General features: G+C 61.3%; 26 protein-coding genes. 12 read left to right on the top strand and 14 right to left on the bottom strand.

Features of this window, described 5'->3' with window-relative positions; genetic code table 11:
• The 6 genes from tssE to tssA form a co-directional block, all read right to left on the bottom strand.
• Positions 1 to 498, bottom strand: a complete 498-nt coding sequence (tssE, locus tag AC5SSZ_RS16990; protein WP_274830725.1) for a type VI secretion system baseplate subunit TssE — start codon at positions 496 to 498, stop codon at positions 1 to 3.
• Positions 491 to 1318, bottom strand: coding sequence for a type VI secretion system accessory protein TagJ (locus AC5SSZ_RS16985; protein WP_495438992.1), 828 nt, complete (start codon positions 1316 to 1318; stop codon positions 491 to 493). The genes tssE and AC5SSZ_RS16985 overlap by 8 nt, the downstream gene beginning before the upstream one ends.
• Positions 1319 to 1390: 72 nt before the next feature.
• A complete protein-coding gene (locus AC5SSZ_RS16980; protein WP_274830727.1) occupies positions 1391 to 1894 on the bottom strand; it encodes an Hcp family type VI secretion system effector in 504 nt (167 codons plus the stop codon).
• Between the two features lie 79 nt (positions 1895 to 1973).
• Positions 1974 to 3470, bottom strand: a complete 1497-nt coding sequence (gene tssC, locus AC5SSZ_RS16975; RefSeq protein WP_274830728.1) for a type VI secretion system contractile sheath large subunit — start codon at positions 3468 to 3470, stop codon at positions 1974 to 1976.
• Between the two features lie 11 nt (positions 3471 to 3481).
• Positions 3482 to 4000 carry a type VI secretion system contractile sheath small subunit gene (gene tssB, locus AC5SSZ_RS16970; protein WP_274830729.1) on the bottom strand — a complete coding sequence of 173 codons (519 nt, stop codon included), beginning with the start codon at positions 3998 to 4000 and terminating at the stop codon, positions 3482 to 3484.
• An 82-nt stretch (positions 4001 to 4082) separates the two neighbouring features.
• Entirely contained in the window at positions 4083 to 5138 is a 1056-nt protein-coding gene (gene tssA, locus AC5SSZ_RS16965; RefSeq protein ID WP_274830730.1) for a type VI secretion system protein TssA, read from the bottom strand.
• Positions 5139 to 5309: 171 nt separating this feature from the next.
• Here tssA and AC5SSZ_RS16960 point away from each other — a divergent pair, with 171 nt between their 5' ends.
• From AC5SSZ_RS16960 to AC5SSZ_RS16935, 6 genes are read left to right on the top strand one after another with little or no spacing between them, the layout of a single operon-like run.
• Complete coding sequence (locus tag AC5SSZ_RS16960) at positions 5310 to 6149, top strand: hypothetical protein (RefSeq protein WP_274830731.1); 840 nt, start codon at positions 5310 to 5312, stop codon at positions 6147 to 6149.
• Positions 6150 to 6203: 54 nt separating this feature from the next.
• Positions 6204 to 6638 carry a hypothetical protein gene (locus tag AC5SSZ_RS16955; RefSeq protein ID WP_274833996.1) on the top strand — a complete coding sequence of 145 codons (435 nt, stop codon included), beginning with the start codon at positions 6204 to 6206 and terminating at the stop codon, positions 6636 to 6638.
• A 1-nt stretch (position 6639) separates the two neighbouring features.
• Complete coding sequence (locus AC5SSZ_RS16950) at positions 6640 to 7257, top strand: MotA/TolQ/ExbB proton channel family protein (RefSeq protein WP_495438988.1); 618 nt, start codon at positions 6640 to 6642, stop codon at positions 7255 to 7257.
• 15 nt (positions 7258 to 7272) lie between these two features.
• Positions 7273 to 7683 carry an ExbD/TolR family protein gene (locus tag AC5SSZ_RS16945; protein WP_495438987.1) on the top strand — a complete coding sequence of 137 codons (411 nt, stop codon included), beginning with the start codon at positions 7273 to 7275 and terminating at the stop codon, positions 7681 to 7683.
• Positions 7680 to 8087 carry an ExbD/TolR family protein gene (locus tag AC5SSZ_RS16940; RefSeq protein ID WP_495438986.1) on the top strand — a complete coding sequence of 136 codons (408 nt, stop codon included), beginning with the start codon at positions 7680 to 7682 and terminating at the stop codon, positions 8085 to 8087. The genes AC5SSZ_RS16945 and AC5SSZ_RS16940 overlap by 4 nt, the downstream gene beginning before the upstream one ends.
• On the top strand, positions 8084 to 9586 hold the full coding sequence (locus AC5SSZ_RS16935; RefSeq protein ID WP_495438984.1) for a DUF4384 domain-containing protein: 1503 nt from the start codon (positions 8084 to 8086) through the stop codon (positions 9584 to 9586). Before AC5SSZ_RS16940 ends, AC5SSZ_RS16935 begins: the two co-directional genes overlap by 4 nt.
• Before the next feature lie 62 nt (positions 9587 to 9648).
• On the opposite strand, the gene AC5SSZ_RS16930 is transcribed toward AC5SSZ_RS16935, so the two are convergent.
• Positions 9649 to 11145: a caspase family protein gene (locus tag AC5SSZ_RS16930; RefSeq protein ID WP_495438982.1), complete on the bottom strand. Its 1497-nt coding sequence runs from the start codon at positions 11143 to 11145 to the stop codon at positions 9649 to 9651.
• A 190-nt stretch (positions 11146 to 11335) separates the two neighbouring features.
• Between AC5SSZ_RS16930 and AC5SSZ_RS16925 the strand changes: the two genes are divergently transcribed.
• On the top strand, positions 11336 to 12376 hold the full coding sequence (locus AC5SSZ_RS16925; protein ID WP_495438980.1) for an OmpA family protein: 1041 nt from the start codon (positions 11336 to 11338) through the stop codon (positions 12374 to 12376).
• A gap of 88 nt (positions 12377 to 12464) precedes the next feature.
• Here the strand turns inward: AC5SSZ_RS16925 and AC5SSZ_RS16920 are convergent, their stop codons facing one another.
• Positions 12465 to 13583: a ParB/RepB/Spo0J family partition protein gene (locus AC5SSZ_RS16920; RefSeq protein ID WP_495438978.1), complete on the bottom strand. Its 1119-nt coding sequence runs from the start codon at positions 13581 to 13583 to the stop codon at positions 12465 to 12467.
• Positions 13580 to 14884, bottom strand: coding sequence for an AAA family ATPase (locus tag AC5SSZ_RS16915; protein ID WP_495438977.1), 1305 nt, complete (start codon positions 14882 to 14884; stop codon positions 13580 to 13582). The genes AC5SSZ_RS16920 and AC5SSZ_RS16915 overlap by 4 nt, the downstream gene beginning before the upstream one ends.
• 557 nt (positions 14885 to 15441) lie before the next feature.
• Between AC5SSZ_RS16915 and AC5SSZ_RS16910 the strand changes: the two genes are divergently transcribed.
• The gene (locus AC5SSZ_RS16910) at positions 15442 to 16125 is read left to right on the top strand and encodes a hypothetical protein (RefSeq protein ID WP_495438976.1); all 684 of its coding nucleotides are present in this window, start codon (positions 15442 to 15444) and stop codon (positions 16123 to 16125) included.
• A 45-nt stretch (positions 16126 to 16170) separates the two neighbouring features.
• Here AC5SSZ_RS16910 and AC5SSZ_RS16905 read toward each other — a convergent pair whose 3' ends face one another.
• Genes AC5SSZ_RS16905 through AC5SSZ_RS16890 form a run of 4 tightly spaced genes read right to left on the bottom strand, consistent with a single transcriptional unit; the run spans position 16171 to position 19335 of the window.
• Complete coding sequence (locus AC5SSZ_RS16905; RefSeq protein ID WP_274833981.1) at positions 16171 to 16953, bottom strand: ABC transporter permease; 783 nt, start codon at positions 16951 to 16953, stop codon at positions 16171 to 16173.
• On the bottom strand, positions 16950 to 17702 hold the full coding sequence (locus AC5SSZ_RS16900; protein WP_274830743.1) for an ABC transporter permease: 753 nt from the start codon (positions 17700 to 17702) through the stop codon (positions 16950 to 16952). The genes AC5SSZ_RS16905 and AC5SSZ_RS16900 overlap by 4 nt, the downstream gene beginning before the upstream one ends.
• A 9-nt stretch (positions 17703 to 17711) precedes the next feature.
• Positions 17712 to 18476 carry a transporter substrate-binding domain-containing protein gene (locus AC5SSZ_RS16895; RefSeq protein ID WP_495438973.1) on the bottom strand — a complete coding sequence of 255 codons (765 nt, stop codon included), beginning with the start codon at positions 18474 to 18476 and terminating at the stop codon, positions 17712 to 17714.
• Positions 18477 to 18525: 49 nt separating this feature from the next.
• Positions 18526 to 19335 carry an ABC transporter ATP-binding protein gene (locus AC5SSZ_RS16890; protein WP_274834727.1) on the bottom strand — a complete coding sequence of 270 codons (810 nt, stop codon included), beginning with the start codon at positions 19333 to 19335 and terminating at the stop codon, positions 18526 to 18528.
• Between the two features lie 91 nt (positions 19336 to 19426).
• On the opposite strand from AC5SSZ_RS16890, the gene AC5SSZ_RS16885 reads away from it, so the two are divergent.
• The 4 genes from AC5SSZ_RS16885 to AC5SSZ_RS16870 are packed head-to-tail and all read left to right on the top strand — an operon-like array spanning position 19427 to position 23654.
• The gene (locus AC5SSZ_RS16885; protein ID WP_495438971.1) at positions 19427 to 20086 is read left to right on the top strand and encodes a TetR/AcrR family transcriptional regulator; all 660 of its coding nucleotides are present in this window, start codon (positions 19427 to 19429) and stop codon (positions 20084 to 20086) included.
• Positions 20083 to 21270 carry a pyridoxal phosphate-dependent aminotransferase gene (locus tag AC5SSZ_RS16880; RefSeq protein ID WP_495438969.1) on the top strand — a complete coding sequence of 396 codons (1188 nt, stop codon included), beginning with the start codon at positions 20083 to 20085 and terminating at the stop codon, positions 21268 to 21270. The genes AC5SSZ_RS16885 and AC5SSZ_RS16880 overlap by 4 nt, the downstream gene beginning before the upstream one ends.
• Positions 21267 to 22868, top strand: coding sequence for a 5-guanidino-2-oxopentanoate decarboxylase (locus tag AC5SSZ_RS16875; RefSeq protein WP_495438967.1), 1602 nt, complete (start codon positions 21267 to 21269; stop codon positions 22866 to 22868). The genes AC5SSZ_RS16880 and AC5SSZ_RS16875 overlap by 4 nt, the downstream gene beginning before the upstream one ends.
• 3 nt (positions 22869 to 22871) lie before the next feature.
• Positions 22872 to 23654, top strand: a complete 783-nt coding sequence (locus AC5SSZ_RS16870; RefSeq protein ID WP_495438966.1) for a dimethylarginine dimethylaminohydrolase family protein — start codon at positions 22872 to 22874, stop codon at positions 23652 to 23654.
• 5 nt (positions 23655 to 23659) lie between these two features.
• Here the strand turns inward: AC5SSZ_RS16870 and AC5SSZ_RS16865 are convergent, their stop codons facing one another.
• A complete protein-coding gene (locus AC5SSZ_RS16865) occupies positions 23660 to 24574 on the bottom strand; it encodes a MurR/RpiR family transcriptional regulator (protein WP_495438964.1) in 915 nt (304 codons plus the stop codon).
• Positions 24575 to 24586: the final 12 nt, after the last annotated feature.

The raw sequence follows: 24586 nt of genomic DNA, 5'->3' as shown, positions 1-24586 counted from the left end.
CTACAGCCCTCGTTCCACGTTCACTTCACCGGTGGTCAGATCAACCTTGCTGCGCAGGTAAAGCTCCAGCGGCATCGGTTGCGCCCACATATCCGCGCGGATCTCCAGAGCCACCGTCATGCCTGCGGCCTCTGTTTCGCCGGTCAGGCGGACATCGACAGACCCTTCGATGATCCGCGGCTCATAGCGGGACACCGCCCGCTCGATCCCGCGCCGGATCATTTCCGTTTTCTCGCTGGTCGAATACTCACCCGAAACTTCACCCAGCCCATAGTTCAGAACCGAAGCCGCCACCGCCGGATATCTGTCGACCGGAATATGGCTTTCTCCGTTCAGCGTGTTCAGCAGCCAGGACAGATCCCGCTGGATGATATCGCGGAGCCGGTTCAGGTCGATCACCCGCGATTCCCGGCTTTCCTTGCGGTTGCCGGGATCATTGTCCGTCAGCCGATCCAGCAAAGAGGGCTGAAGGCGTTCGGCAAGAGTCTGATCAGCCATCCGTCAGGCCGCCCTGCGGCTCATCCGTGTCCTCGGCGCCATGCAAGCGCAGACTGCGCAAATCCATAATCGCGATGTCCTGATCGCCAATGGTGAGCAACCGCTGACCGATGCCGACATAGGTATTCGCGCCGATATCCTGCCAATCCGTTGCCCGGGCCATCATGGCCTCCGGGTCTGCCTCGGTGCTTTCTGGATATCGGGTCGGCACCAGCGCAACCAGTTCTCCCCCGTTCACCAGCGTGATGGTGCCTGCCATCCAGACCCGATCGCGCAGATCAGCCGGTTCATCCAGTTCAAGCGACCGGATCTGAGAAAAGGGCATCCAGAAATACCGACCGTTGATAATCACCTCCAGCACCGGGCCAAGCCGCATATCGGCATCGGCGATCCATTCAAAGACCTTGCCATCCGCTTCTCCCGGGGTCGCCGGGGCCGCATCAAAAGCCTTGGCCCGGAGCGCTGCGGATTCATCGTGTTTGCCCTGCGCCAGAAGTTTCTGCGCTTCGATCAGATGCGCCAGCCAGTCCTGAGGCTCGCCAAAGATCATCGGGGCCTTTTCACCCTGAAAGACCTTTTCTCGGTACACCTCGCAGATGATCGCTTCACGGTAGGTCTGCGCCATGAGCGTGGCGCCCGGATCCAGTTCCGCGCTCAACTTCAGCTGGGCGATGGCCCGTTTCCAGTCCCCTAGAATACAGAGCAGTTGAAACAGGAAAATTCGCAGTTTCGCATTCGACGGGTCCGCCCGCACCTTATCCTGCAGGGCCGTCAGCGCCTTACCAGGATCGCCCGACTTCAGATATTCCTCGGGGGTCATGCGCCAACTCCGACAGTTACTTGATCACAAACAAATACCCCGGACGCCCAAAACGTCCGGGGCGAGGGCATATCAGTATTCGAATTTGCCAGACTGAACGTTCCACTGGAAGACAACCGGTTTTTCCAGTTTGCCGGTCTTCTGGTTCGTCGACTTGTAGGTGTGCTCGATCGCGGCATAGGCCAGCGACCAGGTTTCCTCGGGGATGCCATCCTCGCTCGCGGAGATCGAATAACTGTCGACCACCACATCCTTGAGCTTCCATTCGGAATAGGCCAGCAGACCTTCGGACTGGCTATCACCGGAACGACACCAGTGCATGATGATTTCCGGGCGCACCGTGCCGTTTGCCACCGATTTCGCCAGTTCGTTGGACGCCTTGCCCATCTGGGAGGTCAGTTCGATCTTGCCAAAGTTCGAGTTCGCATGCATCCGCTGGGTCGAGCCGAGGTCGGTCATTTCAACAGCGCGTTCCACGTTCCAGCTGGCGGACTGGATCACGATCCAGTTCTTGTGGTTCTCTTCGGTTGCATCGCCTTCGATGTCCGAAATCTCGACGAACATATTCGCAGCCATTTTCTATCCTTTCAAATTCAGTACTCGTTAAGGCCAAATGTTTTGTCAGACCCTGTTGTGTGCGGCTGATGAGTGGAAATCAGCCTCCTTTTTCTGAGGGCAGTTTCGATACCAGCCGGAGCGAGACAGAAAGTCCTTCAAGCTGGTAATGCGGGCGCAGGAAAAATTTGGAGCTGTAATAGCCCGGGTTGCCCTCGACCTCTTCGACCACCACTTCCGCAGCGGCGAGAGGTTTGCGCGCCTTCTCGTTTTCCGATGAAATATCGGCGTTGAAATCGACGTAATTGTTGATCCAGTTCTGCAGCCAGCTTTCCATGTCCTGGCGGCTTTTGAACGACCCGACTTTGTCGCGCACCATGCATTTGAGGTAATGCGCGAACCGGCAGGTGGCGAAAAGATACGGCAGGCGGGCCCCAAGGTTGGCATTCGCTGTCGCATCCGGATCGTCATATTCGGTGGGCTTGTGCAGGGATTGCGCGCCCATGAATGTCGCCACATCCGTGTTCTTACGGTGGATCAGCGGCATCATGCCGTTCTTGGCCAGTTCCGCCTCGCGCCGGTCATCAATGGCAATCTCGGTCGGGCATTTCTGATCCACACCGCCATCCGTGGTCGGGAAGGTATGCGATGGCAGCTCTTCCAGTGTACCGCCGCTTTCGACGCCGCGGATCCGCGAACACCAACCGTAAGTCTTGAACGAGCGGGTGATATTGGTGGCCATGCCGTAGGCGGCATTGACCCAGCCGTATTTCTCGCTGCCCGCACCGCTGGTGTCTTCTTCGAATGCGAATTCATCCACCGGATCGGTCTTCGATCCATAAGGCAGACGGCCAAGGAAGCGTGGCATCGCCAGACCAACGTATTTGGAGTCTTCGCTTTCGCGCAGGGACCGCCAGGCGGCATATTCCGGCGTCTGGAAGATCTTGGTCAGATCGCGCGGATTGGACAGTTCGGACCAGCTGTCCATCTGGAACAGGGTCGGCTTGGCGCCCGTGATCAGCGGCGCATGGGTTGCAGCGGCGATCTTGGACATCTCGCCCAGCAGTTCGATATCCGGCGGAGAATGGTCGAAGTGATAATCCGCCACCAGAGAGCCATAGGGTTCACCGCCCAGCTGGCTGAATTCTTCGGTATAAAGCTTCTTGAAGATCGGAGACTGGTCCCAGGCAGTGCCTTTGAATTTCTTCAGGGTCTTGCCCAGTTCCTTTTTGCTGATCGGCATCACCCGAATTTTCAGCATCTCGTCGGTTTCGGTATTGTTGACGAGATAATGCAGTCCGCGCCAGGCGCTTTCCAATTGCTGGAATTCTTCATTGTGCAGGATCAGGTTGACCTGCTCGGTCAGCTTCTTGTCGATCTCAGCCACGATGCTCTCGATCGAGCGCAGGGCATCGTCGGAAATCAGCCCGGTATTGGCCAGGGCCTGTTCGGCCAGTGTCTTGACCGCGCTTTCGACGGCGGTCTTGGCCTGATCGGACTTGGGGCGGAATTCCTTTTGCAGGAGGTTTTCAAATTCGGCGGAGCCAAAGGCGCTTTCGGCAACGGCGGCTTCGGTCTGGAGTTCTTCGTCAGCCATTGTGATCCTCCTTATTCCGCATCAGACCCGGCATCGCCGCCGGGTTTCGGTTGGGCCGCCAGGGTTTTCAGCAGGCTCGGATCCTGCATGATTTTTGCAATCAGATCCTCGGCGCCGGTCTTGCCATCCATGTAGGTCATCAGGTTGCTCAGCTGCGTGCGCGCATCCAACAGCTCGCGCAGCGGCTCGACCTTGGCAGCGATAGCGGCCGGTTTGAAATCATCCATGCTTTCAAAAGTGATATCGACGGCCAGGTTCCCCTCGCCGGTCAGCGTGTTGGGCACGGTGAAAGAGGCACGCGGCGCCATGGACTTCATCCGGTCATCGAAGTTGTCCACGTCGATTTCCAGAAACTTGCGATCGGCGACTGCGGGTTGTTCCACCTCGGATTTCCCGGTCAGATCCGCCATCACACCCATAACAAAGGGCAGCTGGACCTTCTTTTCCGCGCCGTACAGCTCCACATCATATTCGATTTGAACCCGGGGTGCCCGGTTCCGGGCGATGAACTTTTGTGAACTTCCGGCCATCTAGGTCTCCTTACTCGTCAATTCCGTGGCACGATGCGGTGATCTTTTCGACCTGTCGTCACACGCCACTGTCCCTGTTGTTTCAATCGTCGTCCTCAATGCCGCCGATCAACTGCACATTCTCCAGCCCGCGTGGCGCCATGTCGTTCATGATGGTGAGGAAATCGGCCCCCACCAGACGCTTTGCCCGCTCCAGCAGTAATGGCACCGGACTCGATGGTTCCTCGCGTGCGTAATAGCCAATGATGCGGTCCAGCATGTTGGACACATCCGCCGGTGAGTTGATCGCCCCCGGCGCAATCCCGGCAGCTGCGGCGGGCGCTGCCACGGCAGCTCCGGCCTCGGCCTCTTCTGCCGCATCGGCCTCTGGCGCCTCGGCGCCCTCTTCGACATTGCCATAGTCGCGCAACCGTTTGGCAATCTGTTGCAGCAGCTTGATCAGCGGATCCAGTTCTGGCCCCTGCCCCGGTGTCTGTTCGTCAAACACCGCAGAGATTGCCTTAACGTTCTCGACCGCCGTTTCAGCCGCCGCCAGCCGGGTCGCGACCCCTTCGGGATCGCTGTCCTGAAAGGCAGCACTTATGGTCGCCTGATCCGGCACCCGCTCCATGTCCGATGGCGCCGTAGCAATCCCTTCGGCCACTTCCATTTCCCGCAGGGAGAAGCGGCCAAATCCGCGGCTGTCACTCAGCGGGGTGCGGCGCAGAGACCGGTAGACCGGTGAAGGCCCTGCCATGCCACCGGGTTGACCGCAAAGATCCTGAACCGCGTTGATCCGCATGATCGGATCGCCGTCGTCTTCATCAAGCTCGGGGTGGCAGGTGTCCCAGTATTGCTCAAGACAGCCGCGCATGAATGTGGTCACATCCGCAAAACCGGACAGACCTTCGGATTGTAGCAAGGCATCGGCCAAAAACACGGCAGCCCGCAGATCGTGGCTGCGCTCCAGAACCTCTGTCGCCTTGACTGCGACTTCGCGGTAATCGGGATCCGTCGCCTCGGTGCGCTCATCGCCGATAACGGTTTCTTCCCCCGGCTGAGCAGCAAGCTCCATGTCCGTGAAGGCCGGGTCATACTCGAGATTTGCACCGCTTGGTGCATCCTCTTCCTTTGGCTGCAGCAGTACCGCCGGATCCATCTGACCTCCCAAAACCCGGTCAAACGCAGTCCGCCCCGCTACAACAAGTATTCAATCGATACCCATGCAGCGGTGTGAACCGCGCCACTCTAAAACAATAACTTGACGTCAAGTGAGCCTTATCGAATTCTTAAAGTCAATTGTTTTCACGTCCTTTTGCGAGTGGTGGTCATGTGTGCAGACCGGGTTAACGGTGACGATGTCAGGACGATGGTGCGGGAAGGCGCCAAGAAGCGGATGAGCTTTGCCTTCTGCCTGGATGGCTCCAAGGATCCTCTGCTGATGATCCAGCCCGGCAAAAAACCCGAAACCTTGCGCAACCCGGTAAAGCAGGCCGGAGGAACAAACCCCATGGCCTGGGGCACCTATGTTGTGCGGGACGGCGAGATGGAAATGATCTGCGAACAGGCCCCGGGCAAGATGATCACGGCGCTGAAAAAGTTCCTGCAAAGGAACCGGCCCAAGGTGAACGTGCTGTTCTATGATGACGGCGGCAACCTTCTGGACAGTCTCAAACCCGAAGGCGAAAGCAAGGGGCAGGCGGATGTCGATGATGTCTCGGCCACCGGCATTGATGCCAGCGCGGTGGCACCTCTGACACGGCGCCTGAAGCGCATCCAGCCAAGGATTGCACTGGCTCCGGGGCCACTGGAGCTGAAACTGAAACGCGCCCTATCCAAATCGGTCAAGCTGATCAATGCAGGCCGTCTGCAAGAGGCCGAAACCCTGATCGTGGTGATCGAACGGGCCATCGCCCGAATCGGAAAGGACCGCGAAAGCGCCGACAAAAGCATGCGCCGCGGCCAACGGGAAATGGACCAGCGCTCGCTTGGCGCGCAGGTCAAACGCGCTCAGGCACTCAGGGCCAATGTCGCCCGCGCCCCGGGCCCGGCCCGCGACCGTCTGGACCGGGCCGTACATGTCGCCGCGCGCCTGTTGAAGAAACGCGATCTCAGCGGCGCGCAATCGGTCATGGACCGCATCGAAAAAGCCCTGACCACGCTTGTCTGACCCCCCCCCGGGCAGTCGAGTTTTTAATTACATTTTGAAGAACTGGAGACTTTCATGCCCCTCAAATTCCTGCACGTCGCGGCCGTGATGGTCGCGGTTACGCTCATTGCCCTGCCCCGCAATGCCATGGCCGAGACAGGCCCGCTGCTGGTGGAACTGAACAAGACCGAAGAGATCGACGGCGGTGGGTGCCGGGCCTTCTTCCTGTTCCGGAATCAAACCGGGAAAAGCTTTGCCGGGTTTGAAATGTCTCTGGCGATCCTTGATGCTGGCGGTGTTATCGACCGGCTTCTGTCGGTGGATGCCGCCCCCCTGCCCGTTCAGCGCACAACCCTGAAACTCTTTGAAATTCCCGACATCGCCTGCAGCAACATTTCCGAGATCCTGCTGCATGACATCACCTCCTGCCAGCCGCAGAACGAAGAGCAGATGGATTGCTTTCCGATCCTCAACCTTGAATCGCGCGCAGCTGCGCAGCTGGTGAAATAAGATGGCCACCACCTGGGAAATGCTGGGCACTGGCGGGCCAGTCATCGCCTTGTTGGCGCTGATGTCGCTACTGTCCCTCACCGTGATCGCGGTGAAGCTGATCCAGCTCTGGTCCGTCTGCCGCGGAGAGGCGGCGCGGGCAAAAGCGATCGACCTCTGGAGCGGCGGCGACCGGAAAAGCGCCAAAGACGCAATCACAGCGGGCCGCGCCCCGGCCGACCGTGTCATGACCTATGCGATGAACGCCCTGGGCAGCGGCCTCAAAGGCCCTCTGCTGATGTCCGAACTGGAGCGGCGCGGCAACGAAGAGGTTGCGGGCATGAACAGCCTGATCCGGTTGCTGGAACTCATCGCCATGGTGTCGCCCCTGCTGGGGCTTCTGGGCACCGTTCTGGGCATGATCCAGTCTTTTCAGGAGCTTGAACTGGCACAGGGCGCTGCAAACGCCTCGGTTCTGGCCGGCGGGATCTGGCAGGCTCTGCTGACCACCGCGGCAGGGCTGCTGGTGGCCATTCCGGCGGCCATCGCGGCAGGGCTTTTCGCATCCCGGATCGAACGCGCGGCCCAGACCATCGAAAGCGCCGTGGGCAGGCTGATGCTGGCCGACGCCAGCCGCTGATCGGATGGTGGCGCCATGATCCTGAAACGAGCCTCAAGACCCCGCGCGCTGATCTCGTTGGTGCCGATGATCGACGTGATGCTGATCCTGCTCGTGTTTTTCATGGTCACCTCGACCTATCTGAACCTTGATATGATACCGGCCCTGCGGGCCCCCGACGGGGCAACAGGCCCTGCCGCGACGCCAACCGATACGGTGATGATTCGCCTCGGCGCAGATGGCGTTCCGGTGATCCGAGGGCAGCCCCTGTCCGGCTCCGAGTTGGACAGCCTCCTGCGCAGCACCATTGCCGGCGATCCTCTGACACAGGTTCTGATCCTGCCCTCTGGAGCCGCATCGACGCAGGCTCTGATCAGCGTGATGGACAAGGCCGCACAAGCCGATGTGCAGCAGCTACGGGTCCTGAGGCTGGAGGTGCAGCCATGAAGCTGACCCGCCCTGCCCGCGCAGCCCAATCCGAAACGATCATTGCCCTGATCGATGTGGTGTTCTTCCTGCTCATTTTCTTCATGCTGATCGGACGGATGGACGCCACCGCTCCATTTGAAGTCACCCCGCCCCATGCTGAAACCGGACGCGATATGCCCGCTGGCGGCATCACGCTGGCCGTATCGGCGAAGGGCGCCCTGGCGCTGGATGGCGATGACATGCGCCCAGAAGATCTGCCCGACGTGCTGAGCAGGCATCTGCAGGATAACCCGGATCTGCGCCTACGGATCAACGCCCACCGCGCAGCAGAGCTGCGCAATGTCCTGCCTCTGGTCAGCCGCGCGCAACAGCTCGGCTTCCGCGATGTGGTTCTGGTCGTCACCCCCGAGACCGGCGGATGACATCGCGGGCCTCCATATGGGGTGCGGGTCTTGTCGCATCTGGCCTGGCCCACGCCGCCATGGCGGGGGCGCTGGTGTTCAGCCTGCGCCCTGATGATCTGGTCAAACAGCCCACGCCCCAAAGCAGCCTGACAATGGCGGCGCAACGGCTGAACCGCAGCCAGGCAATCCCGCAGCAGCCCGAAGGCGAGGCCGCCGCAGAGGCTGATCCGCAACAGGAGGGGCTGGCGGCCAATCCTCTGCCGCAATCAGAGGCGCGCCCGGCCGAGCCGCAACCGCAGGCCCTTGCGAGCTCGCCCCCCTCCCCTGCCCCGGTTCCGGCAGCCGCGCCCGCACAAAGTGCAGCGATCGCGCAAACCCCACCTGCGGCGCAGCCCATTGCGTCAGCGCAAGTCAAACCGGCTGCGGTTGCCAGCCTATCTCCCGAGATCACACCATCCATATCGACCACACCGTCTGCCGATGTGGCGCTTGCCGCAACCGATCTACCGCCTGCCCGCCTTTCACCGGCTGCAGAGCCCTCACTCGACGTGAAAACAGCGGCCCCGGCGGCGCAGCCCATTGCTCAGTTCGCCCCTGACACGGCGCCGGTGCCGCAGGCATCACCATCAGTGGATGCGGCGCAAACGCTCCCGCCCAAAGCTACGGTTTTGCCCACCGCCGTTCCGCAAAGCGATCAGGTCACCGCCGCTCTTGCCTTTCAGGGCGGCGCACCTGACGGGATCGACCCTGTCTCACTGGCCGCCTTCCAAAGCTTCATGGCGCCCACCGCCGCTGCGTCAGACGGAAACAGCCTGCGGGATGGGCTGCTGGGCAGTCTGGCCGCCGTGCCCTGCTCCCGGCTTCAGGTTGCCTTTGACCCGGATACCGCCACGCTGTCCCTGCGGGGTCATATTCCGGAAGACGGAATGCGGGCACCGGTTCTTGCCGCGTTGCAGGCGCAGATGGGACAGGACATCACCGTATCCGACCAGATGCGCCTGCTACCGCGCCCGCAATGCGGCGCCCTTGCCGGGATCGGAGAGGTCGGCCTGCCGCAAAGTACGGATCAGATCACCAATCCCCTGTTGGTCGGGGACGACGCCCACGCACGGGTCCTGACCTATGCAGGCGGCGACCGGCTGTTCTTCGATCTGACCGCGCCGGATTACCCCGCCTATGTCTATGTCGATTATTTCGATGCAGGCGGGCAGGTGCTGCATCTGGTCCCGAATGAAACCATCGCACTGCAGCAGACCCCTGCCAAAGATCCGCTGCGCGTTGGTGCCAGGGAAGACGGAGATCCCGGCCTGCAGATCGCTGTTGGCCCGCCCTACGGGCAGGAAATCGCAGTCGCCTTTGCCGCCTCTCATCCGCTTTATTCCGGACTGCGTCCTATCAGCGAACCCGCCGAACCCTATCTGGCTTGGCTGCGCGAGCGTGTGACAGAAGCGAGAGAGCAACATACTGATTTTAAAGGGGAATGGGTCTATTTCCTTGTCACCACGCACGCACCCTGATCCCGTCCAGCATCATGCGGAACAGGCAGGCACCCAATCTGCCACCCGTGATAGGTGATCCCCTATTGGCAGCCCCCGGCGGCCCAGGATTTCAGCGTGCGTTTCAAGGCGCCGCCGAACGGATGCTGCTTGGACAGGGAACGCTGCATATTGAGGCTGAGGTAGGTATTGCCCTGATCGCATAGACGCTCCCGGTTCCATTGATGGCAGGCGCTGCAGGTCTGCTCTTTCCAGTAGCTTTCCGGCAGCCCCTCGATTGGGGGAAACATCGGCGATAGATCGACCACTTCGGCCAGGCTTTTGCCCGCAAGCGCTGCTACCTCTGCATCCAGAGGGCTGGCATAGGTGACCGGCCCAGAATCCGCGGGTCTTGGCCCCGGATCTTCGGCAGGCGCCGCGACGACCTCCGGCTCTCCCCCGGCCTCTGGATCCGTGCCGGAACCGGCCGTCAGCGCCGCGATTTCGGTGCGGGCGATCTCGGCATAGGTGCCAGCCGGGTAATCTTGCAGATAGGCCTCATAAGCGCTGAGGCTGCCATCCTGCTGCGCCGCATTGAACATGGCTGTTTCGGCCTCGTCGGGACCTTGTGACGTGGGCGCAGGCGCCGCGGTGCCACCACCGGCCAGTTCCTCTGCCATGACGTCCTTAAGCATGTCCCGCGCCTCCTGGGTATAGGCTCCGTCGGGATAGCCGCGCAGGAACAGCATCAACTGCACCGGATCCCGCGTCGCCTCGACCGAGCGCCACAACTGCAGCTCCTCAGTCTCTGCCGGTGTGAGCTCCCGTTCCTCAGGAGCCTTGGCAAAGACGAAGTCGCTGACCAGCGATGAGGTATCCCAGGGGGTCTGCTGCCCCCGGCTCTGCTCCAGTACCGCGCGGCGCACGTCCTTGAACACCTGCTCGACCGGCTGACCCGGCACCTGAATTTGCGTCGCCAATGCCTGGGTAAACGGACTGTTGTCCCCGTCCCCATCCAGAGCCACCCCACCCGGGGACGTCGCATAGGCCAGGAAGGTGCCGGTCGGAGCCTTCATTTCGGCAAGGCCGCTTTCGTCCAGATCCGGCACATTTTCGAACGGGTTGTTGCGGCAGGCGTCCAAAATCACAAGGTTGGTTCGATTGCGCGCCGAAGCCATCTGCCGCAGCACTGATTGCGCTTCGACCGCCATCAGGTCCAGATCCGCGGCATCGGCCAGCGCAACATCGACCGGCAGCAGGTAGTTGTTGCCAAAGCTTTGCACCCCGTGCCCGGCGTAATAGAACAGCCCGGTGGCATCTTCCCCCGCCGCCCGCAGGCTGCGCCCGAAATGGGCAATCGCTCGCTTCATCCCGACCTGTGTCAGATCCGTCTCAACAGTGACCGTAAATCCAAGCTGTTCCAACGTCTGCGCGATCAACTGTGCGTCCCGGTCGGGGTTGTCCAACGCGGTGACGGATGCATAGGCAGAGTTGCCAATGACCAGGGCCAGACGTTCTTCCGCCCTCGCATGACTGGCTCCCCAAAACACAACCAAAAGAAGAGCGAGACCAATTCGGATCGCCGCAAACATCGCGCGCATTTACTTTACTCCAACACCTTTTCACACCGTCGCAGCATCCACAAAGGATCGCAAGGCCGGGAAATTCCTGCCGAAAGTATCGCCATCCTTGCGCCACACCACAAGTTTCCTGTTATGCTAGCAGCAGTTCCCTACTATTTCGTGCTATGCGGGGAACAGTGTCCTAGTTCCGCCAGGAGTGGCTTGTCCCATGTTCCGATTGCTCATTCTTCCGATTTTCCTTGCCCTTTTCACCCTGCCCCGCACGGTTTTTGCGGCCGATCCGTTCGAACACGGCTGGCAACTGGATCCGGAAATTTCCACCATCACCTTCCTGTCGGTCAAGAAAGGCACCATCGCCGAGACCAGCGAATTCGCGGCCTTCAGCGGGCAGATCACCGAAAAAGGCATCGCCCAGATCAAGATCGCGTTGGATTCGGTCGATACCAAGATCGACCTGCGCAATGTGCGGATGCGGTTCCTGTTCTTTGAAACCTTCGCCCATCCCGAGGCCACCGTCACCGCGGTTCTGGATCCGGCGCAACTGGCGGACCTGCCCACAGTGCGCCGCAAGCTGATGCAGGTTCCCGTCACCCTGTCGCTGCATGGCGCCGATGTCGACCTGTCCCCGCGGGTTGCGGTAACCCTGCTGGACAATGACCGGGTCAATATTTCCTCGGTCGATCCCGTCATCCTGCAGCTGAAGGATTTCAACCTGATGGCCGGGCGCGAGAAGCTGGAGGAAGCCGCCAATGTCACCATCACACCGCTGGGGATCGTCAATCTCAACCTGACCTTCCAACGCACCTCCCCCGGAACGGCGCCAGCCATCGCCGCGCCTGTGTCCGGAGCCTCGGCCGCGCTGGAAACCGCCGGAGATTTCAGCCGTGAGGCCTGCCTTGGCCGGTTCGATATTCTGTCCCGCAGCCGCAGCGTGAACTTTGCCCCGTCCACCGCGCGGCTGGACCGAACCTCGATCATCTTTCTGGACAGCCTGTACGATATCGTCAGCCGCTGCCCCTCGATCATTCTTGAGGTTGGCGGTCACACCGACAGTCAGGGCCAGGCGGCCTGGAACATGCGACTGAGCCAGCAACGCGCCGATGCGGTGGTGAGCTATCTGACCCGCAAAGGCATTGGGGCGGATCGACTGAAACCGGTCGGCTATGGTGAAACCACGCCGCTGGTGTCCAACGACACCGCGCAGAACCGTGCCAAGAACCGTCGGATTGATTTCAAGGTTCTGAACTGACCCACGGCAAACCGGTAAAAAGAAAGGGCTGTCCCCGCGGGGACAGCCCTTTTATTTTCTCCAAGACACTTCGCCCTGTGGCTGGGATTTATTCCGCGCCCCGGTCCAGCGTGGTGAAGAAGGCCGAGATTGCCTCTTCGAGCCGACGCCGGTCGATGGCGGAGAAATCCCGTTCCATCGCCATCTCGATCTTCCCATCCCGGGCCTGACATCGCACCGTCCCCGCGGGGACAGCGCAGCGCAGGGTCGTCTTTGCACTGGCCGATTTCGGCGCGGTCCCACCAGCGGGGCTGCTGGAAACTTCGGATGTCGGCGATGTTAGGACGCCCCGCAACAGCACCAGTTCTGCCTCTGCCGTATCAGGCCGCAGAGACCGCAGCTGCGCCTGCAACTGCGCTTGCGCCTTTGGATCATCCGCCAGCCGCTTCTTCAGATCGAGCCCCAACGCGCGCGGGATCACCTCAGGGAAGGTAAGCTCGGTCCCGATCATGAGCAGCAAGTCGGCAAAATGGCGAATGTAGCTGCGTTTCTGACGACCGGCAGAGGCATAGAGAAGCCGCACGGCCTCATCAATGCTGTCCGCCTCCGTCTCGGGATCCTGCGCATAGGACACGGCCAGCTGCGCCATCTCGGCAAAGGAGATATCCCGGCGCACCAAGTTTTCGTCGACCATCCGGCGATAGAGGCCCTGCAGGGTTTCCCCCTTGGCCACTAGCCCAGCCGGAATGGCTGCGAAGCTGTCATCACCTGTTTCCTCAAGCAGGGCACGATAAGCCGACAGACGCCGAAAGCCCTGAACCAGCTGATAGACACCCCCGTCTTCCTCGACCCGGATCGGGTTCGACAGCCCGATCGAGCGGATCGAATCCTTCAGCTCATCCAATTCGGGATCCCGGCTGACAGAGCGGTCCCGGACCAGTTTGTCAGTGCGGATCTTCCCCAGCGGGATCCGGTCCACGACCAGCCCCAGTTTCTTGAGTCGCACGAACTCATGCGCCAGCCGGTCATTTTCCGCTCGGATCGTTTTCTCTGCCTCGGCGCGCTGGCGCAGGGCATCTGCGTTCTCGGTGATAGCCGTCGCCATCGGACCGCGCCGCGCCTCTCCGGCGCCGGATACCTCAGGCGTCTTTTGCCGGGGCGTTTTGGCCGCAGCCGGGGCAGGGGGGTCTTCTGGGAAATCGATGTCGAAAACTCTGCGCTTGCTCATGCCTCATCCTCCAGCTTCTCCCAGGCGGCGACCGCGTTTGTCTTGAACTCATCATAGGCCTGATCGAAAGACGCCCGCGCGCGCCGCCAGGTTTCGCGCGTCATGTCCCGGTAATCGATCTCGTAGATCGAGCTCAGGAACCGTCCCGACTGTTCGACCGCACGGGTCATTTCGATCGGGTGCTCGGTCATCCTGCCGTCGAAAACCTTCATGAAGGCATTACGCATCGCGCGGTGCAGATCGTTGCCGGACTCATAGCGCGTCAACAGAAAGCGAACGTCCTGAAACACCTTGGGCAAAGAGAATGTCCCCGCGGGGACAACCCCGTTGAAGGCTGACAGATCCTCAAGCGCTTCGGACAGCTGTCCGATAAAGGAGGTGGTCGAGTCATATTCCCAATAGCCCGGCCCCGACGGGATGTAGAGCATGTCGGCCGCAAAGACCGCATTCATCGACTGATAGCCAATCGCCGGCGGGCAGTCGAAAATGATCAGGTCGTATTCATCCGCAGGCAGCTGATCGAGGTAGCGCGACACCGCCGCAAAGAAGGACCATTCGGGATTGAGGTAGCGGTACTGCGCGCTGGCAAATTCGACAAAGGCCGCATTGGCGCAGCTGGGCACCAGATCGATCGTCGGCCAGCTGGTCGGTTTGATGAAATCCCCGATGCGCAGATCCTGCAGGCCCATGCCGGTGATCGATCCCGGCAGGCGGCGTTCGGGCAGGGCGGCCCCGGTTTCTGCGCCCCGGGCCGATGCGTTCATGCGTTCGGTTTCGCGCACCAGATCCCGCGCCATGATGCCCCAGACCGTATAGTCCTCGGTGACGTCGCTCAGCCCCATGGAGTGGGACAGAGTCGCCTGCGGATCGAAATCGAGGCAGAGCACCCGGTATCCGTCCAGCGCCGCCGCGTGGGCGAAATGCAGCGCCACGGTAGACTTGCCGGCGCCGCCCTTGAAGTTGGAAATCGCCACCCGCAGAGCGCGCTTGCCCGCCGGGCGCTGCGGCAGCAGGGACTTGCGGTTGATCTTGATCCGGCGCCGCAGCTCGTTGATCTCTTCCAGGGAATACCAGCGCTGGCGGCCGTCTTCCTCGACCTGTCCCTGCGGCAGGGAGGGGTCGGCCGCCAACCGCCCGCGCAGAGTGGATTGATTGACCTTGAAAATCAGCTCTGCGACTTCCCAGCTGGAAAATCTGCGCAGGGTCTTTTCCATCTCGGGGGAAAAGGTCTGCTGCCGGATCCAGCTTTGCATCTTGAGTGACTGCGCCTGCAACCGGGCTAGGTCTTCGTGTGTAAACATGACTGCTCCTACATCAAAGTGGCATAGGTCCCGTTTACCCAGGACGCTAATTCTGCCTCAAAACCCATTTACGTCGGATTTGCAAAAAACGCAAAACCTATTATTGTTTGAATTAGCGTCCTGTCCCTGCGGGGACACCTTGTTCAGAGGGCTGAAAACAAACGCCTGTGTCACTGCTCAGCCGATTCGGAGGCACATGGCAATACGCCCCGTTTTTTGGCCTTCAATGGCGCAGATATAGGGGGACATGAAGAAACCCTCCCCAACCTATTGGGGGACATTTTCGATTGAATAGGGGACATCCTGCGCGTCCCCCAATACCATTGATACCAATTTTCTTATCAGAAAAAGGTTTGGGTATGCCCGACCAATCCGATGGGTTCTTGACAGAATCGGAACTCCGGACGCAAATTAGGCCAAGATACAGAAAAACGTTGAGTTCGGATCGAAACCGACCAACACGACGGCTGCGTTCTCTCAGACAAGAAAACACAGCGCATGAGGCAACCGGCTGCTATTTGTTTCAAATAGCAGCCATGGCGGGAACGGGGATGGCAATGCTTGCCAAAAGACCAGCGGGTCGTCATGCGGCGGCGATCAAGTACGATGTTCTCACTGCCATGGGAGCATATGCGCTGGCACAGGGACCGACCTCCCAACGGCTTGTTCTTCGTTTACTGACGCTTCTGACAGCTCGCTACAACTGGCAACGGGATGAACTCGCTGTAGGCCAGCGTGAGATTGCCCGGCTCTGGGATGTGGATGAGCGCACCGTGAAGCGAGAGATGGCCAAGCTGCGCTCCATGGGATGGCTGGTCATCAAACGGCAGGGCGCGCGGGGCAGGGTCTCTCAGTACGGTCTGGGGCTGGATCGGATACTGGATGACACCCGGGACCGCTGGGCCGCCGTAGGCCCTGATTTTGACTGCAGGATGAGCGGTAGCGACGAACAGCCAACCAATGTGGTGCCCTTGCGCAGCGAGGCCAGCGCACCGGCGCCGGATTTGTCTGATGGCACCGAATGGAGCCTCGCCAAGGGCCTGCTGCATACAGAGGACATGGCGACCTATACGGCCTGGATACAGGCTCTGACACGGGAGAGTAGGGCAGGGGGCCGCCTGGTGCTGCGCGCGCCGAGCCGGTTCCATGCGACCTATGTCATGTCGCACCTGAAGCGCAGATTGCTGACCGCCTGCCGTGATGTGGACAGCGACATTACAGACATTACCGTCGTGTCGTGAAGAAAGGCGCCCCGCATCGGAGGGCGCCTAGAACGGTAGGTGAACCTATCGGCGATGCCCGCCGGGCACCTGACGTTCGAAATAGCCGAACATAAGGCTGATGATCCCTGCAATCACCATATAGACCAGTGCCAGCAGCAAGAGCGGCTCATAGACGATGAAGGTGTCGGAGCGAACGCGGGAGGACACCGCGTAGATGTCCATCACCGTGATGGTGGCGATCAGCGGCGTTGCCTTCAATTGCAGGATGGTTTCCCCGCCAAGCGTCGGCAGCACGTTGCGCACGGCCTGAGGCAGCCAGATGCGGCGGAACATGGTCATCCGGGGCATGCCAAAGGATTTGGCCGCTTCCAGCTGTCCACGGGCAACGCCAGAGAATGCGCCCCGCATCACCTCGCCCTCGTACCCGGCATAAGACAGCGTCAGCGCCAGCACCGCATAGGGCCAGGCCTGCCGCAGGTACGGCCAGAGTTCAGAGGAACGGATCCAGGGAAACTGCGGAAATAAGGAGCCAAGCCCATAATACAGCAGCCAGATCTGCAGCAGCAACGGGGTGCCGCGTATCACCGTGCAGAACATCCGGGCCGGGGCGGACAGATACCAAGGCCCCACCGCCTGGGCGAGCCCCAGCGGCACCGCCAGAAGAAAGCCGAGGATGGTTGTCACCACGAGGATCCAGAGTGTGGTCCACATGCCTTCGATCGCCAGCGGCATGTATTTCGGCAGCCAGTCCCAGCGCAGGCTGACGGCGCACCAGACAACAAAGGCCGCAAAAAGCGCCAGCATCACGATCCGATGCGGTTGGAAAAATGCGCGCAGGCTGGTCATTGGCGGCCCTCCTTTAGCGACGGCTGACCACGGCGGGCCCATTTCTCAACCCGGCCAAAGATGACCCCGGAGCAGAGCGTAACCAGCAGGTAGAGCGCCCCGGCAGCAAGGAAGAAGGTGAAATAGGCGCGGGTGCTGCTGGCGGCCTGTTTGGTCTCCAGCGTCAGCTCGTTGAAACCGACAACGGCCAACAATGCGGTGTCCTTGGTCGCGATCAGCCACAGATTGGCCAGACCCGGCGTGGCAAAGGCCATCATTGCCGGGATGGTGACCCGGCGCATAGTCATCAATGCAGGCATCCCATAGGCGCGGGCCGCTTCGATCTGGCCGGGCGGGACGGCTTGAATGGCGCCGCGCAGCACTTCGGTCGCATAGGCGCCCTGCACGATCCCCAGAACCCAGATGCCGGCGGCGACCCCGTTGATCTCGATCCGCCCACCGCCAAGCAGCGCGGACGCCTTGTTGATAAGATCGGTGCCCACGTAATAGAGGATCAGGATCAGCACCAGTTCGGGAACGGCGCGGATCACGGTGGTGTATACGGCCAGAAGGTCACGCGTGACCTTCCCGCCGTAAAGTTTTCCATAGGCCCCGAACAGCCCGATCAGAAGCCCCAGTCCAAAAGCACCAAAGGCGATTTGCAGAGAATTTGCCAACCCGCGCAGCAGGTTGCTTCCCCAGCCTGGAGCCGACAGCGATAGCAGTGCTGCGCTGTCAGCCAGACCAAGCGCGTTCAGGAAGTCAGTCACGGTAGCGCCTTAGTAGATGCTGGTCGTGAAGTATTTGGAGGTGATTTCGGCGTGGGTGCCGTCGGCAAGGATCTTGGCGATTCCTTTGTTCAGCGCCGCCTTCAGATCCTCTTCACCCTTGCGCACACCGGCGCCGACGCCTTTGCCCAGAATAGCAGGATCGTCTTTGACCGGGCCTTTGATCTCGCAGCAAGCGCCTGCGTCAGAACCGACGAAATCCGCCATGGCGATGCTGTCGGCCTGGGTCGCGTCGATGCGGCCGGCGAACAGATCCTGGTTGGCTTCGTCCTGGGTCTGATAGACGCGGATTTCGGCGTCCTTGAAGTATTCCTGCGCATAGGCCTGGTGGATGGTCGAGGCCTGCACGCCCAGGATCTTGCCTGCCAGCGATTCAGGGGTCGGCTCAATGTCCATGGTCTTGTCCGCAACGATCACCGTGGGGGTGTTATAGTAAGCGTCGGAGAAATCGATGGTTTTCATGCGCTCTTCGGTGATCGACATGGAGGCCATGATGGCGTCGATCTGCTTGCCGGTCAGCGACGGGATAATGCCGTCCCATGCAACCGGAGTAATCACGCAGTCCAGTTCAGCAGCGGCGCAAACCGCGTTGATGACGTCGATTTCCCAACCAACCCAGTTGCCGGAGCTGTCAGCCGAGGCAAAGGGCGGATAGGGTTCGGCCGCGATACCGATCTTTACTTCTTCGGCTGTGGCCATGGTCGCGGCCAGCGCCAGCGCGGCGGTCGTCGCGGAAAGCAATGATTTGAATGTCATAGGTATTCTCCCTGAGTTGAGATGATTGGCCTTTGCGGCCTTGCCGCCCTTAGTGGACGGATTTCAGAAACTGTTGCAGACGGGGGGATTGCGGGTTGCCAAAGACCTGTTCTGGCGGTCCCTGTTCCTCGATCCTCCCCTGGTAGAGGTAGACAACGTGATCCGCGACCTCGCGGGCGAATTTCATTTCGTGGGTTACCAGCAGCATGGTGCGCCCTTCGGCGGCAAGGTCGCGGATGACGGTCAGCACTTCGCCCACCAGTTCCGGATCCAGCGCCGATGTGGGTTCGTCGAACAGCATGACCGACGGATCAACCGCCAGCGCGCGCGCAATCGCTGCCCGCTGCTGCTGTCCGCCGGACAGAAAGGCCGGAAAGGTATCTGCCTTATCGGCAAGCCCGACCCGTTCCAGCAACTGGCGGGCCTTGGTGATCGCTTCGGCGCGCGGTTGTTTCAGCACATGCACCGGCACTTCGATCACGTTTTCCAAAAGGGTGCGGTGGGTCCAGAGGTTGAACTGCTGGAACACCATGGCCAGACGGGTGCGGATCCGTTCGATCTGACGGCGATTCGCCGGGCTGCCATCGCTGCGCATGGCGACCTCCTCGCCGCCGATGATGATCTTGCCGGACGTGGGTTGTTCCAGAAAATTGATGCAGCGCAGCATAGTTGATTTGCCAGAGCCGGAGCCGCCGATGATGGCGACCACGTCGCCTTTCTGCGCGGTCAGTGAAACCCCCTTCAGAACCTCCAGATGCCCGAATGATTTGTGCAGATCCGTGACCCGGATCGCCTCGGTGGCGGCGTCGGGGGCAGGGGGTGTCTGAGCAGCTGTGCTGGCAGCGGCGCTTTGCGGCATTTTTCGCGGTCCTTACTTTTCGGCTTGTAGTAAGGACGAACAATAGTAATTATGCAAGTGTATAATTTGAAATCGTCAGGCCGGAGAGACCGTGACCGAAGAACGCCGGAAATTTAAGCGGGAGACTGCAGAGGCCCGAAAGGCCGCCCTGATCGCGGCTACGCTTGAGCTGGTTGCCGAAAATGGCGTGCGCGGGGCGACGGTCCGGGCCATCGCCGAGCGTGCCGATGTGACGCAAGGTCTGATCCGGCACTACTTCTCCTCCAAGGAAGAGTTGATCAGCGCCGCCTACGAACATCACATGACCTATATGACGGATCTGACCGAGGCCCCGGCGACGCAGGTCACCGGCTGTGCGGTGAGCAGGCTGTCGGCCTTTGTTGTGGCCTCGCTTACGCCGCCGGTTGTCGATCCGCGTTCGATTGGTCTTTGGGCCAGTTTCCTCAACAAGGTGCAGCAGGATCCGGTCATGCGCCAGATTCACGCGCAGACCTATGCCGATTTCCGGGACCGGCTTGAGGCGCTGATTGATGCTGCGCTGCGTGAGACCGGACGCTCCGTCGCGCCGCTTGGCCTGCGCCATCTCGCCATTGCCTGCGACGCGGTGATCGACGGTCTGTGGCTCGAAGGTGGCGCCTTGCCGGATGCTTTTGAGCCGGGAGAGCTGCCCGAAATCGGGGTGCGCTCCGTCGGCGCCATTACCGGATTGGAATTGAAAATGACACCTCAGGAAAAGGCTGATCGGCCATGAAAACAACAGATGTGACCACGCGTTTGGCAGGGCTGGGCGGTGCAAAATGGGAAATACACCTGAAAGCACGCGCCATGGCCGAAGCAGGCGCCGATCTGGTCGAGATGACCATCGGTGAGCCGGACGTGCCGGTGCCTCAGGCGCTGCTGGATACTGCGGCCCGCGCTATGCAGTCTGGCCGTACTGGATACTCCGATGGGCGGGGCGAAATGAACCTGCGCCGAGCGCTGGCCGCGCAATACAGCAGCAAGATCGGCCGGGCGTTCGAGCCGGACAACTTCCTTTGTTTCCCGGGCACCCAGACCGCACTGTTCGCGGTGATGACCGGTGTCGCGCAGCACGGCGATGAGGTGCTGGTCGGGGATCCTATGTATGCCACCTACGAAGGGGTCATTCGCGCAACCGGCGCCAATATGGTGCCCGTGCCCCTGCGCCCCGAACACGGGTTTCGCATGCAGGCCGAAGATATCGCCGCCCGTATCACACCGCGGACCCGCGCGGTGCTGCTGACCTCACCGCACAATCCCACAGGGTCGATTTTGACGCCAGAGGATATCGCGGCCATCGGCAAACTTGCCGTGGAGCATGATTTCTGGATCATCTCGGATGAGGTTTACGCCGAACTGGTGTTCGATGGTGCTGAGTTTACATCGCCGCTGGCGCAGGCCGATATCGCGGACCGGGTGATCGCCGTATCCTCGGTTTCCAAATCCCATGCGGCGCCGGGATTCCGCAGCGGCTGGTGTGTCGCCTCCAAGGAGTTCTGCGATGCCTTGCTGCCGTTTTCCGAAACCATGCTGTTCGGCAACCAGCCTTTCATCGCGGACATGACCGAACAGGCTGTGCGCGAGGGATCTTCTGTGGCGGCAGGCATGGTGAGCCGGTTCTCTGCCCGCGCCGAACGTCTGGCGGATCGGCTGCATGCGGAAACAGGACTGACCGTGCACCGTCCCGAAGCCGGTATGTTCGCGATGATCGATGTCTCTGCCACCGGCATGGATGGTGATGCCTATGCGATGGATCTGTTGGAAAACGCTGGGGTTGCGGTGATGCCGGGCTCTTCTTTCGGGGAAAGCCTGAAAACCTGGGTGCGCGTGGCACTGACCATCGAAGATGCTGGTTTCGACAAAGCGCTTGACCGGATCGTGGCCCATGCCGCCCAAAAGGCGCAGGAGGTCGCATGACCAGCGTCGGAGAACAGCTTGTCGCAGATCTGAAGGCGCGCGGCGTGACCTGTGTGTTCGGTATTCCCGGAGTGCACACCGTGGAACTTTACCGGGGGCTTGCCGCGTCGGGGCTGCGTCATGTGACGCCGCGCCACGAACAGGGCGCTGGGTTCATGGCAGATGGCTACGCCCGCGTGTCGGGACAGCCAGGCGTAGCCTTTGTCATCACCGGGCCGGGATTGACCAACACGCTGACGCCCATGGCGCAGGCGCGGGCGGATTCCGTGCCGATGCTGGTCGTCTCTGGGGTCAATGCGGCCCCGTCGCTGGGGAAGGGTATGGGGCATCTGCACGAATTGCCCGACCAGCACGCGCTGGCGGCGACGGTGGCACTGGTGTCCGAACATGTCGACAGTCCAGAAGCGCTGACTCCGGCGCTGAACCGGGTGTTCGATCAGGTACAGAGCCCGCGACCCGGTCCTGTGCATGTGCAGATCCCGCTGGATATCGCCGGTAATGCTGCACCCGAAGGCGCGGCGGCTCCCCAGTCAAACGCGAACTATCCAGAGGCGGATGCCGATCAGATTGCCGAAGCCGCGCGACGGCTGAACGCCGCGCGGCGCCCGGTGATCCTTGCAGGCGGCGGGGCCAAATCGGAAGCGGCGCAGTTGCGGCGCCTGGCTGAACGGCTGGATGCTCCAGTGGTACAGACGGTCAACGCCCGTGGGGTGCTTTTCGATCATGCCCTGAGCGTTCCGGCGAGCCCCAGCCTGCAGGCAACACGGGCACTGATCGAAGAGGCCGACGTGGTTCTGGCCATCGGAACCGAGATGGGGCCGACGGATTATGACATGTACGCAACCGGCACCATGCCTGCGATGGCTGGGCTGATCCGGGTCGATCTATGTGACCAACAATTGCAGCGTCACCCTGCTGAGCTCAGCATTCAAAGCGGGGCAGGGGGCTTTCTGACTGCCCTTCTGGCAGCGATGCCGGACGGGCAGGCGGGTAGTGATGGCGCCGCGCGGGCGGCCCGCACCCGCGATGCCGCGCTGGCAGAGCTTGGACCGGAGTATCGCGATCAGGTTGCCGTGCTTGAGGCCATGCGCGATGCGCTGCCGGGGGCGATCATGGTCGGGGATTCAACGCAGCCGATCTATGCCGGGAATCTTTACTACGATCACGACCGCCCCGGCGGCTGGTTCAATGCGGCAACGGGATATGGCGCGCTCGGCTATGGCATTCCCGCAGCCATCGGGGCCGCGATAGCTGCGCCTGACGCGCGGGTGATCTGTATCGTCGGCGATGGCGGTGCGCAGTTTTCGCTGCCCGAAGTCATGGTCGCGGTCGAGGAAGATCTGCCGGTCACATTCGTGGTCTGGAACAACCACGGCTACCGCGAAATCGCGACCTCGATGCAGGACGTTGGCGTGACAGTGGTTGGCTGTGATCCCACGCCGCCCGATTTTGCCGCAACCGCCCGATCCTTTGGCATTCCGCATCAGGCGGTGGCTCAAACCCCGGCCGAGGTCGCCGCTGCTTTGCGCGCGGCGCCGAAAACCGGCCCTTCCATGATTGAAATCGCGGCACCTGTTTTTGTGCCGACACAGGACTAGAATATGAGCAACCCTTCGTTTGAGTTTACCCGCGCTATCACCCGCCGTCCGGCGGCCAGCATCGTCAACGGGCTGCGCGCCGAGGATATCGGCACCCCGGATCTGGAGACCATGCTGAAGGCCCATGCGTCTTATGTGGCGGCCCTCAAAAGCACCGGCGCCGAAGTGATCGAGTTGGAGCCGCTGGAGGCCTATCCCGATGCGGTCTTTGTCGAGGACACCGCGCTGTGCCTGCCGCAGGGCGCCGTTTTGATGCGCCCCGGCGCGCCGTCCCGCATGGGGGAGGTGGCCGAAATGGCTCCGGCCCTGCGAGGATGCTATGAGGATCTGCGCGAAATCAAGGGACCCGGCCATATCGAAGGCGGGGACATTCTGGTGACCGGTCGCGAGATCCTGGTGGGCCGCTCGGATCGCACGGATGCGGCGGGCGTTGCCGAGTTGGCAGAGATCGCGGCGGAATGGGGCCACTCCCTGCGCGAGGTTTTCACGCCCGAGGGGGTTTTGCACTTCAAGACCGATTGTTCCCTGATGGATGCGGAAACGATCTTGTCCACCCGTCGGCTGGATGCCTCGGGCTGTTTCGAAGGCTACCGGGTTCTGCACGTGGCCGATGGCGAAGAGGCAGCGGCCAACGCGATCCGGTTCAACAATCTGGTGCTGATGGCGGCGGGGTTCCCGCGCACTGCCGAAATGCTGGACCGCGAAGGGTTCGAGGTCGTGGAGATTGACAACCGCGACTGCGCGAAACTGGACGGCGGCATGTCCTGCCTGTCGCTGCGGTTCTGATCCCGTCAGCGGCCAGTGCGGGGCAGTTTGGTGCCACTCCAGTAGGCGCCGCTGTCCTGACGCAGGTCCTCATAGGCCTCGATCCGGCGGCGGGCGGTGTCTCCGCCTGCCGTAATCAGGTGTGTCAGCAGGCATTCCAGCACCGCCATGGCACCACCATAGGCGCCAAAGGCATGCAGCGAATTCGACGCGACGGCCAGCACATGATCGGCGTGGATGCCGGGGGCGATCACCTCGCTGTCTGAAATCAGCACGACCTTGGCGCCTCTCTTTGCCGCCATGCGCAGGGCCTGAATGGTCCCCGAGGAATAGGGGGCAAAGGTGATGGCGATCAGGCAGTCCTCCGCCGAGAGGTCGATTAGATCGTCCATCGCCGAGCCCATATGGCGCGGCACCAGATCCAGATCCGGCAGTGCCATCCGCCCCACGTAGTGAAAGTAATGCGCCAGTGAATATGAGGCGCGGGTGGCGGTGACGTAACATCGCCGTGCCGAGGTCAGCGTTTCAACAATGGCAGCGGTCCGTTCGGGGGTCATCAGCCGCAAAGAGCGCGCTACGATGTTGATCTCGTTGCGGGCCGCGCGCGCCTGAAGCGCCGCCGACGGCGCATCGGAGGTTTGCATCTGCGCCAGCCAATCCTCTCCCAGCCCCGCCTCTTGCCCAGTGACAAGCGCGGCGCGGAAGGGGGTGCGCAGGGCTTCGAAACTGTCAAACCCCAGATGTTCAGCAAGACGCACCAGCGTATTGGCGCTGATCCCGGCCTTGGTAGCGGTAAGTCGCACCGGGTCGAGCGCGAAATCACCCGGCTTATCGATGATATATTTCGCCGCCGCCGCCAGTTTGGGCGGCATGTGGGAAATGCCCTCTTTCAGCGTGGCCAGCAGGCGGGCGGTCTGTTTCGGATCAAGTTGGGGGTTCATGGGATAAAAAGA

This window comes from Phaeobacter sp. CC-HEC084, assembly GCF_059429255.1.
Note: the sequence above shows the minus strand (reverse complement) of the source record. Positions and strands in the feature narration are given on the sequence as shown.

Excerpts from the sequence above, each read along its gene's own strand:
- AC5SSZ_RS16945 (WP_495438987.1), top strand. The coding sequence starts at position 7,273 with ATGATCCTGAAACGAGCCTCAAGACCCCGCGCGCTGATCTCGTTGGTG.
- tssB (WP_274830729.1), bottom strand. The coding sequence starts at position 4,000 with ATGGCCGGAAGTTCACAAAAGTTCATCGCCCGGAACCGGGCACCCCGG.
- AC5SSZ_RS16915 (WP_495438977.1), bottom strand. The coding sequence starts at position 14,884 with ATGTTTACACACGAAGACCTAGCCCGGTTGCAGGCGCAGTCACTCAAG.
- AC5SSZ_RS16955 (WP_274833996.1), top strand. The coding sequence starts at position 6,204 with ATGCCCCTCAAATTCCTGCACGTCGCGGCCGTGATGGTCGCGGTTACG.
- AC5SSZ_RS16940 (WP_495438986.1), top strand. The coding sequence starts at position 7,680 with ATGAAGCTGACCCGCCCTGCCCGCGCAGCCCAATCCGAAACGATCATT.
- tssC (WP_274830728.1), bottom strand. The coding sequence starts at position 3,470 with ATGGCTGACGAAGAACTCCAGACCGAAGCCGCCGTTGCCGAAAGCGCC.
- AC5SSZ_RS16910 (WP_495438976.1), top strand. The coding sequence starts at position 15,442 with ATGCTTGCCAAAAGACCAGCGGGTCGTCATGCGGCGGCGATCAAGTAC.
- AC5SSZ_RS16960 (WP_274830731.1), top strand. The coding sequence starts at position 5,310 with ATGTGTGCAGACCGGGTTAACGGTGACGATGTCAGGACGATGGTGCGG.
- AC5SSZ_RS16875 (WP_495438967.1), top strand. The coding sequence starts at position 21,267 with ATGACCAGCGTCGGAGAACAGCTTGTCGCAGATCTGAAGGCGCGCGGC.
- AC5SSZ_RS16925 (WP_495438980.1), top strand. The coding sequence starts at position 11,336 with ATGTTCCGATTGCTCATTCTTCCGATTTTCCTTGCCCTTTTCACCCTG.
- AC5SSZ_RS16865 (WP_495438964.1), bottom strand. The coding sequence starts at position 24,574 with ATGAACCCCCAACTTGATCCGAAACAGACCGCCCGCCTGCTGGCCACG.
- tssA (WP_274830730.1), bottom strand. The coding sequence starts at position 5,138 with ATGGATCCGGCGGTACTGCTGCAGCCAAAGGAAGAGGATGCACCAAGC.
- AC5SSZ_RS16980 (WP_274830727.1), bottom strand. The coding sequence starts at position 1,894 with ATGGCTGCGAATATGTTCGTCGAGATTTCGGACATCGAAGGCGATGCA.
- AC5SSZ_RS16935 (WP_495438984.1), top strand. The coding sequence starts at position 8,084 with ATGACATCGCGGGCCTCCATATGGGGTGCGGGTCTTGTCGCATCTGGC.
- AC5SSZ_RS16890 (WP_274834727.1), bottom strand. The coding sequence starts at position 19,335 with ATGCCGCAAAGCGCCGCTGCCAGCACAGCTGCTCAGACACCCCCTGCC.
- AC5SSZ_RS16930 (WP_495438982.1), bottom strand. The coding sequence starts at position 11,145 with ATGCGCGCGATGTTTGCGGCGATCCGAATTGGTCTCGCTCTTCTTTTG.
- AC5SSZ_RS16985 (WP_495438992.1), bottom strand. The coding sequence starts at position 1,318 with ATGACCCCCGAGGAATATCTGAAGTCGGGCGATCCTGGTAAGGCGCTG.
- AC5SSZ_RS16920 (WP_495438978.1), bottom strand. The coding sequence starts at position 13,583 with ATGAGCAAGCGCAGAGTTTTCGACATCGATTTCCCAGAAGACCCCCCT.
- AC5SSZ_RS16870 (WP_495438966.1), top strand. The coding sequence starts at position 22,872 with ATGAGCAACCCTTCGTTTGAGTTTACCCGCGCTATCACCCGCCGTCCG.
- AC5SSZ_RS16950 (WP_495438988.1), top strand. The coding sequence starts at position 6,640 with ATGGCCACCACCTGGGAAATGCTGGGCACTGGCGGGCCAGTCATCGCC.
- AC5SSZ_RS16895 (WP_495438973.1), bottom strand. The coding sequence starts at position 18,476 with ATGACATTCAAATCATTGCTTTCCGCGACGACCGCCGCGCTGGCGCTG.
- tssE (WP_274830725.1), bottom strand. The coding sequence starts at position 498 with ATGGCTGATCAGACTCTTGCCGAACGCCTTCAGCCCTCTTTGCTGGAT.
- AC5SSZ_RS16880 (WP_495438969.1), top strand. The coding sequence starts at position 20,083 with ATGAAAACAACAGATGTGACCACGCGTTTGGCAGGGCTGGGCGGTGCA.
- AC5SSZ_RS16905 (WP_274833981.1), bottom strand. The coding sequence starts at position 16,953 with ATGACCAGCCTGCGCGCATTTTTCCAACCGCATCGGATCGTGATGCTG.